The organism is Saccharopolyspora karakumensis (assembly GCF_004349225.1).
In the GTDB taxonomy this organism is placed as follows: domain Bacteria; phylum Actinomycetota; class Actinomycetes; order Mycobacteriales; family Pseudonocardiaceae; genus Saccharopolyspora; species Saccharopolyspora endophytica.
Window position 1 is genome coordinate 21787 of sequence record NZ_SMLA01000016.1, and the last position, 13007, is coordinate 34793.

The window sequence follows — 13007 nt, forward strand, 5'->3', positions numbered from 1 at the left end:
CTCAGCTGTAGGGCGACGGGGTCGGCAGGTCACCGCGCAGGGTGTACCGGCCGACCTCGACCCGCTTGTAGGCCACCGGGTCGTGCAGGCTGTGGGTGCGCAGGTTGCGCCAGTAGAGGTCCATGCCCACCGAGTTGGCCGTGGCGCGAGCGCCGGTGAGCTCGAAGACGCGGTTGGCGATCTCCAGGCCCACGTCGATCGCGCGCTGCTTGGCTGCGGAGACGAGAACCGCTGCGCGGCCCCGCTGTTCGCGCGTCACCGAATCGCGGTCGGCGTGCAGCAGCTGTGCGAGGTTGGCCCCCGCCGCGTCGGTGAGCGTTTCGGCGGCCCACAGCTTGGACTGCAGGTCGCCGTAGCCCTCCAGCACGTAGAACTCCTCGGTCCCGGAGTTCTTGCCCTCGCCGCCGTAGGGCCAGGCGCGCGTGTGGCCCCGGGTGTAGGTGACGCCGGCGCGCAGCGCGGCCTGAGCGATGCCGAGGTAGAGGTTGGCGAACACCAGGTGCAGCGCGGGCACGTGCAGGGTGCTGAATGCCGACGGGCGGAACTGCTTGTCGACGTACCCGGCGGCGCCGGACCACGGCACCCGGACGTCGTCGATCTCGACGCTGCCGGAGACCGTGAGGCGCTGGCCGAGGTTGTTCCAGTCGTCGCCGAAGGTGATCCCGTCCTGCTGGGCGGGCACGACCGCGAACACGCTGTTCCCGCTGGACTCCAGCGTTCCCTCCATCACCAGCAGGTCGGCGACCTTGCTGCCGGTGGAGAAGAACTTCTTGCCGCGGTAGAGCAGGGTTTCGCCCTCATCGATGACGACGAGGTCGTGGTCGCGCGGGTTGACCACGCCGCCGAAGAAGTGGCCGCGGGTGGTGTAGAGCTCGTCGACCTCGGCGATCTGCTCGGGCGTGCCGACCAGGCGCATCGCCCACGTCCACACGTAGTGGTGGCCCAGCAGCTGTCCGATCGACCCGTCCCCGGCGGAGACCTCGCGCACCACGCGGCAGGCGGTGGTCCAGTGCTGCTCCGCGCCACCGTGCTCAGCCGGACCCAGCAGGGTGACGAGCCCGGAGTCCTTGAGCAGCTGGACCTCTCGCGTCGGCACCGCACCGGCCCGGTCCCGCTCGACGGCGTCGGTGGCAAGAACCCCTGCGACGTCCCGCGCTCGTGCGATCCACCCGTCGGCGGACGATGGCCTGGGCTGTTCGGCCCAACGTGAGATCTCGTTGCTGCTCAAGGCCATCCCCTCCGAGCGAAGCGAAAACGCCACGACGAGAAGCACGATAACGCCCCCGTCGTCGCGGTCTTCCCGCGCCCGGCGAACTTTCCGGCCTCAGGTCAGAGCGGCGTCGCGGGTTTCGGTGCGGTCCGTCGCCGGCGGCGGGGGAGGGGAGAGCAGGGAGATCTCCTCGCGGAGGTCCGGGGTCATGTCGATGTCCAGCGCCGCCAGCGAATCGGCGAGCTGGTCGAGGTCGCGGCCGCCGATGATGGGGGGCGGTGACCGCCGGGGCCGACATCGCCCAGGCGATGGCCAGCGTGGCCGGTTCGACGCCCTGCTGGGCGCAGAAGTCGGTGAACTTCTCGGCGGTGACGTAGTCGGACTCCTGCCCGTAGCGCCGGGCGTAGCGCTCGTTGTCGACCAGGCGTCCGGTCTCGGGACGGCGGCTGGTCCCGTACTTGCCGGTGAGCAGGCCGCCGCCGAGCGGGCTGTAGGTGATGACGCCGAGCTTCTCGGATTCGGCCAGCGGCATGATCTCCACCTCGGCCTGCCTGCGCACGAGGTTGTACATGGGCTGGATCAGCGCGAAGCGCGCCAGCCGGTCCTTGGCCGAGATCCCCAGCGCCTTGGCGATCTGCCAGGCCGCCCAGTTGCTCACCGCCGGGTAGCGGATCTTGCCCTGGCGCTGCAGGTCGTCGAGCGCGCGCAGGGTCTCCTCGATCGGGGTGTGCGCGTCGAAGGCGTGCACGAAGTAGAAGTCGATCCAGTCGGTGCCCAGGCGCCGCAGGCTGGCCTCCACCGCGCGCACCAGGTAGCGGCGGGAGGAGCCCTGGGCGTTGATGTCGGGTCCGGTGGGGAAGAACGCCTTGGAGGTGAGCACGACCTCGTCGCGGCAGTCGGCGATGAGCCTGCCGAGGATCTCCTCGGAGCGCCCGCCCGCGTAGACGTCGGCGGTGTCGAAGAAGTTGAGGCCGAGCTCGCGCGCCTGCTGGAACATCTCGGCCGAGGTCTGCTCGTCGGCCTCGGCGCCGAACGACATCGTGCCCAGGCACAGCGGCGACACGCGAACGCCGGTCGCGCCGACGGTCCGGTACTCCATCACGTTCCTCCCGTGGTCGGTCGGACCACAGTGTCACGCATCGGTCACGTGCCGTCAGGATTTCCGCCGCCCCGGCCGCGAACCGGATGGTGATGCTCCGGAAGCGCTCGTTTTCCCAGTTCGGAGGTCAGGAAGATGCCCGGGGGTCCAGGGCTGATTCCACGTCCGGGTTAGCCTGGTCGGGGTTTTTCCCGAGCAGAAGGGCTACGCGTGGCAGAGGTGGGCGCGCTGCTCGCCGACCGGTACCGGCTGGAGCGGCGACTGGGCAGCGGCGGTATGGGCGTGGTGTGGCTGGCCACCGACGAGCTGCTGGGACGCCCCGTCGCGGTCAAGCAGCTCAACCCCAGCGCGGTGTCGAGCCCCGAGCTCGTCGAGGAGGCCCGGCAGCGGGCGATGCGCGAGGGCCGCATCGCCGCGCGCCTGCACCACCCGAACGCGGTGGCCGTGCACGACGTGATCGAGCAGGACGGCTTCCCCGTGCTGATCATGGAGTACCTGCCTTCGCGCAGCCTCGCCGAGGTACTGGAGACCAAGGGGCGCATGACGCCCGGTGCTGTGGCCAGCATGGGCGCGCAGACGGCCGCCGCCCTCGACGCCGCCCACGCCGCCGGGATCACCCACCGCGACATGAAGCCGGGCAACATCCTGCTCAGCGACGACGGCACCGCCAAGATCACCGATTTCGGCATCTCGCACGCGGTCGACGACGTCGCGGTCACCCAGACCGGCATCATCGCCGGCACACCCGCCTACCTGTCTCCCGAGGTCGCGCGAGGGCAGGCGCCCACGCCGGCCTCCGACGTCTACTCGCTGGGCGCGACGCTCTACGCCGCGGTCGAGGGCGTGCCCCCGTTCGGCGCGGACGCGGAGAACTCGATCGCCCTGCTGCACGAGGTCGCGGCGGGGGAGATCCGCCCGCCGCAGCTGGCCGGTGTGCTGGCCCCGGTGCTGACCCGGATGCTGCACGTCGACCCCGCTCGACGGCCCACGCCCGCCCAGGCGAGCGAGGCGATGCAGGCCGTGGTCTCCGGAGCTCCGTCGCCGCTCCCGCCGGTCACCGACCCGGAGATCACGCAGCCGGTGGCCCGGGTCCCGGCCGGTTCGCCGAGCCAGGGCACCCGCCTCACCAACGCACCGGTCCCCGCGCAACGGCCCGCCCGCTCGCGGCGCTGGCTCTACGCGGCCGCCGGTGCCGCGTCTGTGGTGCTGGTCCTGCTGGCCTTCCTGCTGCCCTCGGGTGAGCAGGAGCAGCCGGTGGAGCAGTCCGCCACGGCGGCCGAGCTCGAACGCGTCGTCTCGGACTACTACGCGCTGCTGCCCGAGCACCCCGCCAACGCGTGGACGCGGTTGGGCACCGGGTTGCAGGCGCAGGGCCGTGCGGGCTACGAGGGCTTCTGGTCGAGCGTGGCCGACGTGCGCGTCATCGAGCCGCCGAGGACCAGCGCGCCCAACACCGTCCTGGTCGGGGTCGAACTCCTCATGGCCGACGGGGTTCGCGTCACCGAGCACCACCAGCTCGGACTGCGCGGCGCCCGGCAGCCGCTGATCGTCTCCGACGCCGTGCTGAACTCCTCGACCAGCACCCCGCCGCCGCCACCTCCGCCTCCACCGCCCGCGCGGACCGAGCGTCCCGAGCCGCCCGGCAAGGAGAAGAAGGAGGAGAACAAGGGCAACGAGGACCGCAAGGGCGAAGAGGACAAGAAGGGCGAGGACAGCTGACCTTCGCAACCCCCGGACGGGAGGGTCGAGTCGTGCGCACGCTGCTGGTGGACAACCACGACTCCTACACCTACAACCTGTTCCACCTGCTGGCCCGGGTCAACGGCTGCGAGCCGCACGTGGTCACCAACGACGCGTCGGTCGACCTGGACGACTACGACAACGTCGTCCTCTCGCCCGGACCGGGCACGCCTGAACGTCCGCGCGACTTCGGCATCTGCGCTGACGTGCTGGCCAGGGCCACCGTGCCGGTCCTCGGCGTGTGCCTCGGGCACCAGGGCCTGGCGGTGAGCGAGGGAGCGCGCGTCGTGCCGGCCCCGGTCGCGCGGCACGGTCACATCACCCGCGTCGAGCACGACGGCGACGCGATGTTCGCCGGGATCCCCACCGGCTTCGGCGCCGTGCGCTACCACTCGCTGTGCGTGGCCGAGCCGGTGCCCGAGGAGCTGCTGGTCACCGCGCGCGCCGAGGACGGGGTGGTGATGGCGTTGCGGCACAGGTGGTTGCCGCGCTGGGGCGTGCAGTTCCACCCGGAGTCCGTCGCGTCCGAGCACGGCGAGCGGCTGCTCGCCAACTTCCGCGACCTCGCCACCCGCAGCGCACCTCGGACCGCGCGACGGGCGCCGCGAAGGGTCCAGCCGCGGAGGACGTTCCGCGCCAACGTCGTGGAGCTCGACGGAGCGGTCGACACCGAATCGGCGTTCACGCGGCTGTTCTCGCAGTCGGAGAACGCGTTCTGGCTGGACAGCTCCCGGGTCGAGGAGGGGCTGTCGCGGTTCTCCTTCCTCGGCGACGATTCCGGTCCGCTCAGCGAAACACTGGTCTACCGCGTCGGTTCCGGCGACGAACCGGTCCTCGACCGGTTGCAGCGGGAGCTGGCGCGCCGCGAGGTCGAAGCACCGCCGCTGCCGTTCGACTTCACCGGTGGTTACGTCGGCTACTTCGGCTACGAGCTCAAGGCCGACTGCGGCTCGCCCAACCGGCACCGCTCACCGACCCCGGACGCGGTGTGGACCTTCGCCGATCGCTTCGTCGCGGTCGACCACCAGCAGCAGCGCACCTACCTGGTGGCGCTGAGCGAGGGCGAGGACCGGTCCGGTGCGGTCGACTGGCTCGCCGAGACCGCCGCGCTGCTGTCGGACTCGGTCCGGCTCGACGAACCCGGTGACGGTGAGGCCGATGGCGTCGAGTCCGCGTTGGCCCGCGACCGCGCCGAGTACGTGCGCGACGTCCTCCGGTGCCGGCAGCACCTGCTGGCGGGGGAGAGCTACGAGATCTGCCTGACCAACTCGGCGGACCTGCCGGCCGCGGAACCGGCGTTGCGGACCTACCGGCGCCTGCGCCGCCGGAACCCCGCGCCGTACTCCGCTTTCCTGCGCGCGGGCGGCGTCGAGGTGGCGTGCTCCTCGCCGGAGCGGTTCCTCAAGATCACCGCGGACGGGGTCGTGGAGGCCAAGCCGATCAAGGGCACCGCGGCGCGCGGCGAGGACCCCGAGGAGGACGCGCGCATCCGGCGGGAGCTGGCGGCCGATCCGAAGACGCGGGCCGAGAACCTGATGATCGTCGATCTGATGCGCAACGACCTCGGCCGGGTGTGCGCGGTGGACACCGTGCACGTGCCCGAGCTGATGGCGGTGGAGACCTACGAGACCGTGCACCAGCTGGTGTCCACGATCCGCGGTGCGCTGCGCCCCGAGCACGACGCGATCGACTGCGTGCGCGCCTGCTTCCCGGGTGGATCGATGACCGGGGCGCCGAAACCGCGCACGCTGGAGATCATCGGTGAGCTGGAGGACCGGGCGCGCGGCGTGTACTCGGGCGCGATCGGCTACCTGGGCTGCTCGGGGGTGGCCGACCTCAACATCGTCATCCGCACGATGGTGCTCGTCGACGGCCGCTGGCAGGTCGGCGCCGGGGGCGCGATCGTGCTGGCGTCGGATCCGGAGGCCGAGTTCGACGAGATGCTGCTCAAGGCCGCCGCACCGACGCGCGCGCTGCCGCCGTCAGTCGGGGGCGCGCATGGCGGTGGCCAGGAGCGCGGCAGCCGGACCGGTGAGCTGAAGCCCTGAGCGCCAGACCGCGTGCAGCGGTCGGCGCAGGTCCAGGTCGGCGACCGGGACCTCCACGAGGCGCTGCTCCGCCAGGTCGGAGGCCACCGCGAGGGTGCTGAGCACCGCCGGACCGGCGCCGGCGACGACCGCGTTGCGCACCGCCGTGGTCGAGCGCAGTTCCAGCAGCGGGGCCACCGGCGTAGCGCCGACCGCGGCCAGCGCCCGGTGCAGCGTTTCCCGGGTGCCCGAGCCGTGTTCGCGCACGATCACCGGGGTGGCGGCCAGTTCGCTGGGGGTCAGCGGTCGCCGCAGCGTCGACCAGGGGTGTCCGGGCGGGGCGATGACGACCATGCGGTCGCGGGCGACGTAGCGGACCGAGACGCCTTCGGGCGGGTCGGGGGTTTCGATGAAGCCGAGATCGGCCTGGCCGTGCCGGACCGCTTCGGCCACGGCCGCGGAGTTGGTGACGTCGAGCTCCAGGTGGACCTCGGGCAGGGCTTCGCGCAGCAGGCTGATCCAGCGCGGCACGAGGTATTCGGCGACGGTCATGCTCGCCGCCACCCGCAGCTTCGACTCCTGCTGGGCGCGCAGCGCGCGGACGCCGTTCATCAGCCCGTCGACGTGCGCGAGGACCTCGCGCGCCCAGCCGCACACCATCTCCCCGGCGGGGGTGGGCGTGCAGCCCTGACGGGTTCGTTCCAGCAGCGCCAGGCCGAGCTGGCGTTCCAGCCGGTTGAGGCGCTTGCTAGCCGAGGGCTGGCTGATGCGCAGCTCGGCGGCGGCCGCCCCGATGCTGCCCAGCTCGCCCACCAGCACCAGCAGGCGCAGGGATTCCGAATCGGGCGGGGTCATTCCCGAAGGGTAGGTCCTGGGCGGGTGCGCTGGGGCCCGGGCATTCCATGAGGCTATGACGACCTGCGCCGGTGACGGCTACCGGCTCGCCGCGCGGTCGGCGAACCTGACCGGTGTGAAGATGCTGACCAGCGCTGACGCCCACCTCGTTCCGGGACTCGTGCTCACCGGCGCGGCCGTGGCCGTGTCGATGCTGGTGTCCTCGCAGGTTCCGGTGCTCAGCGCGCTGACCGTGGCGGTCGCGCTGGGCGTGGTGGTCGGGAACCTGCCGCGCCTGCCCGAGCGGGTGCGGCCGGGACTCGCGTGGGTGGCGCGCACACCGCTGCGCGCGGGCGTGGTGCTGCTCGGGTTGCAGCTGAGCATCGGCCAGGTCCTCGGGCTGGGTGCGGGCACGGTGCTGGCCGTGCTCATCACCGTGGCGGTGACCTTCGCCGGCACGCTGTGGCTCGGCCGGGTGCTGGGCGTCTCGCGCGGGCTGTCGCTGCTGGTGGCGACCGGGTTCTCGATCTGCGGGGCGTCCGCCGTGGCGGCGGTGGAGGGCGTGGTGGACCGCGAGGACGAGGACGTGGCGACCAGCGTGGCGATGGTGACCATCTTCGGCACCGTCGCGATGATCGCGCTGCCGGTGACCTTCGCGGCCACGGGTGTCGGCGCCGACCTCGGCGGGCGGATCGCCGGGGCGGGCGTGCAGGAGGTCGCTCAGGTCGTGGCCGCCGCCTCGCCGCTGGGCGCCTCGGCGGTGACGCTGGCGGTGGTGGTCAAGCTCAGCCGCGTGGTGTTGCTGGCCCCCCTGGTGGCCGGCGTGAGCCTGCTCGGCCGGCGGCGCGCGACGGCGACGCGACCGCCGATCATGCCGCTGTTCGTGGCCGGATTCCTGGTGACCGTGGCGCTGCGCAGCAGTGGGGTGCTGCCGGAGTTCGTCGTCGACGTGTCCCGGCCGGTCACCACGCTGCTGCTCACCGCCGCGCTGTTCGCGCTGGGCACGGCGGTCCGCGTCGAGGCGCTGTTGCGCACGGGACCGCGCGCGTTCGCGCTGGGCACCTGCTCGACGATCCTCGTCGTTGCCCTGGCCACCGCGACGATGGGCCTGCTCAGCCAGTAGCGGGCAGCAGCCTGCGCAGGGCGCAGTCGGCGGCCGTGGCGAGCTCGTCGAGGTCCATGCCGGTGCGCCCGAGCGCGACGATGCCGAGCTGGGCGGCCAGGACGGCCCGGGCGAGTTCCTCGGCGTCGGCGTCGGGGTCGACGTCGCCCTCGCGCTGGGCGCGGTCGAGCGCCTCGGTCAGCACCCGCGTGGTCGCCTCGTAGCTGCGGCGGGCCTCGGCGGCGACGTCGGGCATGCTCATGGCCAGCTCGGCGGTGGTGTTGGCCAGCAGGCAGCCGCGTCGGGCGCCCGTCGCGTCGCACCCCGGACCGCGCACGAAGTCGCGGACGAAGTCCGCACCCCGCTCCGCCGCGGCCAGGCGCTCGCGGAGCATGCGATCGTTGGCCTCGTCGTAGTCGCGCAGCACGCGCAGGAACAGGCTCCGCTTGTCGCCGAACGCGCCGTAGAGGCTGCCCTTGCCGAGTCCGCTGGCGCGCATGAGGTCGTCCAGCGACGTCGCCGCGTAGCCCTTGTCCCAGAACTCCTGGCGGACCGCCGCGACGACACCGGCTTCGTCGAACTCCCGGGGTCGTGGCACGGCACGAGAATACGACTTCTTGACCGTACGGTCCAGAACGGGCAGAGTTGTGGACGGAACGGTCCATAATTCAGGGGAGGTGGGCGGCATGGCCGTCCTGCAGGACGAGGTCGCCGTGGTCACCGGTGGTAGCAGCGGAATCGGACTCGCGATCGCGCGAGCGTTCCGCGACGAGGGCGCGACGGTGTTCATCACCGGACGCCGGAAGGAGGCGCTCGACGAGGCGATCGCCGAGCTCGGCGAGGACGTCACCGCCGTGGTCTGCGACTCCTCGAAGCTCGCCGACCTCGACGCCCTCTACGAGACGGTCCGAGATCGGGCGGGGCACGTCGACGTGGTGGTCGCCAACGCCGGCATCGGCATCGACGCGCCCTTCGGCGAGGTCACCGAGGAGCAGTTCGACGCCCAGTTCGGCGTCAACGTCAAGGGGACGGTCTTCACCGTCCAGAAGGCGCTGCCGCTGCTGCGGCCGGGCGCATCGATCATCCTCACCGGATCGACCGCCGCGACGCACCCGCAGCCCGGCCTGGAGATCTACGCGGCGACCAAGGCCGCGGTGCACCACCTGGCGCGCGGCTGGGCGCACAGCTCCGGTGCGCGCGAGTTCCGGGTCAACGTGGTCTCGCCCGGCATGGTCCCCACACCGGGCCTGCTCGACCTCGTCGACGCCGAAACCCGGGAGCAGGCCCAGCGAACGATCCCGCTGGGCCGCCACGGCAAGCCCGAGGAGATCGCGGTGGCCGCGGTCTTCCTGGCCTCGGACGCCGCGAGCTACGTCAACGGCTCGGTGCTCGCCGCCGATGGGGGAGTCGGGCAGGTCTGACTCATCGGTCGAGGTCGTCTGGCCGTGCGCGGCGCAAATCCGGCCGGACAGGGAGTCGCGGACCACCGGGACCGGGTGTCGGCGCACAGGTCCGGCGGCACCCGGGCCCGGTAGTCCCGGTCGACAGCACCGCAGCTGGTCGAGATCCCCGCCGGCGACGGAACATTCACCCCGCGCTCCCGCATCCGCGCGTCGAGGTCTCGGTGGTGGAGAACGCGACCTCGCGGGTCTTGCGGACCTCGTGCGTCCGCTGGATGAGACGGCCGATCCGGCTGTTGACACCCCGATGGGGTCCTGGTGGCATGAGTGCGTGCTCCCCGCGGATCTGCTGACCAAGCGCCGCCACGTCGACCTCGTTCGCGTGGCCGCGCAGGCCTGTCGCATCCGCTGATCCGCAGCGCTTCTCTCCTCCTTCTCATTCGGCGCAGCCGCGCTTGATCAAGGCTGCCGCGCGCCGTTTTTCGCCGCCTTCGAGGAGCTCTCCCATGGCATTTCCCTCCACCGCACCCACCCCGGTGGCCGCCGTGCTGCGCGACGACGCCGACGCGCTCGTGCAGGCACGCCGTTTGGCCGGCTCGTTCGCGGTCGAGGCCGCCGACCGGGACCGGGAGCGCCGCCTCCCGCGCACCGAGCTCGACGAGCTGTCGGCCAGCGGCCTGCTCGCCGCCACCGTGCCCGCCGACCACGGCGGCGCCGACGTCGGAACCCGCACGCTGCTGGAGGTGTTCCGGCTGCTCGGCGCCGCGGACCCCAGCATCGCGCAGATCCCGCAGAGCCACTTCGCCTACGTCAACGTCCTGCGCGAGAGCGCGACACCGCAGCAGAAGAGGTTCTTCTTCGCGGATGTGCTGGCGGGCAAGCGCTTCGGCAACGCGCAGTCCGAGACCGGCAGCCGCACCGCGCAGGACGTCCAGACCCGGCTGAGGCCCACCGGGGACGGCGGTTTCGCGCTCAACGGCACCAAGGGCTACTCCACCGGGGCACTGCTGGCGCACTGGATCCCGGTGCTGGCCAAGGACGACGCCGACCGCCTCCAGGTCGCCTACGTGCCGCGCGACGCCGACGGCGTCACCGTGATCGACGACTGGGTCGGGATGGGTCAGCGCACCACCGCCAGCGGCACCGTCGAACTCCGCGACGTCCGGGTTCCGGCCGAGCGGATCGTGCCGCACCACATGACCTTCCAGCGCCCGCAGCTGCACGGCGCGCTCGCCCAGGCGCTGCACGCGGCGATCGACGTCGGCATCGCCGGGGGAGCCCTGGCCGACGCCGCGGAGTTCGTGCGCACCCGCAGCCGCCCGTGGGGTGAGTCGGGTGTGGACACCGCGGCCGAGGACCCGCTGACCATCCAGCGCTTCGGCGAACTCGGCATCCGGCTGCGCGCAGCCGAAGCGCTGCTGGACTCCGCCGGTGCGGCCATCGACGACGCGCGGGCGGACCTGACCGAGGAGACCGCCGGGTCCGCATCCATCGCCGTGGCCGCCGCCAAGGCGTTCGCCGACGCCACCGCGATCGAGCTGACCAACGCCCTGTTCGAGGTCTCCGGAGCGCGGTCCAGCCTCGATTCCGCCAACCTGCACCGGCATTGGCGCAACGCCCGCACACACACCCTGCACGACCCGGTGCGCTGGAAGATCCAGCACATCGGTCGGCACACCCTCAACGGCACCCTCCCGCCGCGCCACGGCCAGATCTGAAACGAGGACCCTCATGCTGATCGAAGAACAGGACGTGGCCCTGACGGCGCTCGCCGCAGGAGAAGCCGTCGTCGTGCACGACGCGGGTGAGGAAGGGGGAGTCGTGTTCGCCGCCGGACGCGCCGACGTCGCCAACACCGCGTTCGCCGTCCGGCACTCGTCGGGCTTCCTGTGCGTCGCGCTTCCCGAAAGCCGGTGCGATGAACTGGCTCTGCCGCCGATGTCGCCCCGGGCGCGGCGTGATTCCGCCGCCGCGGTGTGCGTGACGGTGGACGCGGCCGTCGGGGTGAGCACCGGGATCTCCGCCGCCGACCGCGCCCGGGCCGCGCGCGTGCTCGCCGATCCGGCGGCGGTGGCGGCCGATCTCACCCGCCCCGGACACCTGGTCCCCGTGGCGGTCGACCCCGACTTCGCGCAGCCCGGGCTCGCGCAGGCCGCGCTGCGCCTGGTCACCCTGGCCGGGCACGCGCCGGCCGCGGTGTTCGCCCACCTGGTCAGCCCGGTCGACGAGACCCGCATGGCCACGGGTGAGGAGCTGCGCGCCTTCGCCGTCGACCGCGGACTCAGCGCCTGCGACGCGCGGAACTTGACCGAGGGCGACCTCGCCCGCGTCGGCGCACCATCGCCCAGCTGACGCACCCTTCCTGAAAACCCGCCGCAGAGCGGGACATCCCACCGCACGCGCGTGATCCACGCGCGTCGATGCCGCATGCCCGATCCACGTCCGCATTGGAGTCTCCGCATGTCCGAGAACGCACCGCTGAAGTTCGCCTACTGGGTGCCCAACGTCAGCGGCGGCCTGGTCACCAGCACCATCGAGCAGCGCACCGAATTCACCTACGACTACAACAAGAAGCTCGCCGTGCTCGCCGAGAGCAGGGGGTTCGAGTACGCCCTGAGCCAGGTGCGCTACGCCTCGAGCTACGGAGCTGCGCAGCAGCACGACCCGGCCGCGTTCAGCCTCGGCCTGCTCACCGCCACCGAACGGCTCAAGCTCATCGTCGCCGCCCACCCCGGCCTGTGGCACCCGGCGATCCTCGCGAAGTTCGGCATCACCGCCGACATCATCTCCGAGGGCCGGTTCGCGGTGAACATCGTCAGCGGCTGGTTCAAGGACGAGTTCACGGGACTCGGCGAACCCTGGCTGGAACACGACGAGCGCTACCGCCGGACCGAGGAGTTCATCCGCGTGCTGCGCGGGCTGTGGACGCAGCCGAACTTCGAGTTCTCCGGCGACTTCTATCGCATCCACGACTTCAGCCTCCGCCCGCAGCCCTTCGACGTGCCCGGCCGAGCGCACCCGGAGATCTTCCAGGGCGGCAACTCCACCGCCGCGCGCAAACTCGCCGGACGCGTGTCGGACTGGTACTTCAGCAACGGCAAGGACTTCGACGGCTTCTCCGAGCAGGTCGCCGACGTCCAGGGGTTCGCGGCCGACAACGACCACGCCGTGCGCTTCGGGCTCAACGGCTTCGTCATCGCCCTCGACAGCGAAGCCGAGGCCCGCGACGTGCTGCGCGAGATCGTCGACAAGGCCGACGCCGGTGCCGTCGAAGGGTTCCGAAAGTCCGTGCAGCAGGCCGGGAACTCCACATCGGACGGCAAGGGCATGTGGGCCGACTCCGATTTCGCCGATCTCGTGCAGTACAACGACGGGTTCCGCACCGGGCTGATCGGCACTCCCGAGCAGATCGCGCACCGCATCGTCGAGTACAAGAAGCGCGGCGCGAACCTCCTGCTGCTCGGATTCCTGCACTACCTCGAAGACGTCGAGCACTTCGGCAAGGAGATCCTGCCGATCGTCCGCGAGCTCGAAGCGGACCTGGACCGCACCGGTGACCCGATCGGTGTTGGACACGCTCGCTGAAATCCCGGCA

At 71.8% G+C, this 13007-nt stretch carries 12 protein-coding genes; 7 read left to right on the forward strand and 5 right to left on the reverse strand.

From position 1 onward, the window contains the following. Window position 1: 1 nt before the first annotated feature. Window positions 2–1096 (reverse strand): acyl-CoA dehydrogenase family protein, encoded by a 1095-nt coding sequence (locus tag E1202_RS13360; protein ID WP_235878251.1) that lies wholly within the window; start codon window positions 1094–1096, stop codon window positions 2–4. Next, window positions 1032–2309, reverse strand: coding sequence for an aldo/keto reductase (locus tag E1202_RS32170; RefSeq protein ID WP_235878253.1), 1278 nt, complete (start codon window positions 2307–2309; stop codon window positions 1032–1034). Before E1202_RS32170 ends, E1202_RS13360 begins: the two co-directional genes overlap by 65 nt. A 210-nt stretch (window positions 2310–2519) precedes the next feature. Between E1202_RS32170 and E1202_RS13370 the strand changes: the two genes are divergently transcribed. Together E1202_RS13370 and pabB are read left to right on the forward strand one after the other, a co-directional pair. Beyond that, window positions 2520–4028 (forward strand): serine/threonine-protein kinase, encoded by a 1509-nt coding sequence (locus E1202_RS13370; RefSeq protein ID WP_132683372.1) that lies wholly within the window; start codon window positions 2520–2522, stop codon window positions 4026–4028. Between the two features lie 32 nt (window positions 4029–4060). Further along, window positions 4061–6097 (forward strand): aminodeoxychorismate synthase component I, encoded by a 2037-nt coding sequence (gene pabB, locus E1202_RS13375; protein ID WP_132683373.1) that lies wholly within the window; start codon window positions 4061–4063, stop codon window positions 6095–6097. On the opposite strand, the gene E1202_RS13380 is transcribed toward pabB, so the two are convergent. Then, a complete protein-coding gene (locus tag E1202_RS13380) occupies window positions 6032–6931 on the reverse strand; it encodes a LysR family transcriptional regulator (RefSeq protein ID WP_132683374.1) in 900 nt (299 codons plus the stop codon). The two genes, pabB and E1202_RS13380, sit on opposite strands and share 66 nt — an antisense overlap. Window positions 6932–7052: 121 nt before the next feature. Here E1202_RS13380 and E1202_RS13385 point away from each other — a divergent pair, with 121 nt between their 5' ends. After that, window positions 7053–8033: a YeiH family protein gene (locus E1202_RS13385; protein WP_132683444.1), complete on the forward strand. Its 981-nt coding sequence runs from the start codon at window positions 7053–7055 to the stop codon at window positions 8031–8033. On the opposite strand, the gene E1202_RS13390 is transcribed toward E1202_RS13385, so the two are convergent. Continuing rightward, on the reverse strand, window positions 8023–8610 hold the full coding sequence (locus tag E1202_RS13390) for a TetR/AcrR family transcriptional regulator (protein ID WP_207918619.1): 588 nt from the start codon (window positions 8608–8610) through the stop codon (window positions 8023–8025). The genes E1202_RS13385 and E1202_RS13390 overlap by 11 nt on opposite strands. Before the next feature lie 88 nt (window positions 8611–8698). Here E1202_RS13390 and E1202_RS13395 point away from each other — a divergent pair, with 88 nt between their 5' ends. Beyond that, the gene (locus tag E1202_RS13395) at window positions 8699–9433 is read left to right on the forward strand and encodes an SDR family NAD(P)-dependent oxidoreductase (RefSeq protein WP_132683376.1); all 735 of its coding nucleotides are present in this window, start codon (window positions 8699–8701) and stop codon (window positions 9431–9433) included. Between the two features lie 166 nt (window positions 9434–9599). Here E1202_RS13395 and E1202_RS31440 read toward each other — a convergent pair whose 3' ends face one another. Next, entirely contained in the window at window positions 9600–9737 is a 138-nt protein-coding gene (locus tag E1202_RS31440) for a hypothetical protein (RefSeq protein WP_165943850.1), read from the reverse strand. Window positions 9738–9918: 181 nt separating this feature from the next. Between E1202_RS31440 and E1202_RS13400 the strand changes: the two genes are divergently transcribed. From E1202_RS13400 to sfnG, 3 genes are all read left to right on the forward strand, one after another. Further along, window positions 9919–11130 carry an SfnB family sulfur acquisition oxidoreductase gene (locus tag E1202_RS13400; RefSeq protein ID WP_132683377.1) on the forward strand — a complete coding sequence of 404 codons (1212 nt, stop codon included), beginning with the start codon at window positions 9919–9921 and terminating at the stop codon, window positions 11128–11130. Window positions 11131–11143: 13 nt separating this feature from the next. Continuing rightward, window positions 11144–11764 carry a 3,4-dihydroxy-2-butanone-4-phosphate synthase gene (locus E1202_RS13405; RefSeq protein WP_132683378.1) on the forward strand — a complete coding sequence of 207 codons (621 nt, stop codon included), beginning with the start codon at window positions 11144–11146 and terminating at the stop codon, window positions 11762–11764. Window positions 11765–11872: 108 nt separating this feature from the next. Next, window positions 11873–12997, forward strand: coding sequence for a dimethylsulfone monooxygenase SfnG (gene sfnG, locus E1202_RS13410; RefSeq protein WP_132683379.1), 1125 nt, complete (start codon window positions 11873–11875; stop codon window positions 12995–12997). Window positions 12998–13007 lie beyond the last annotated feature (10 nt).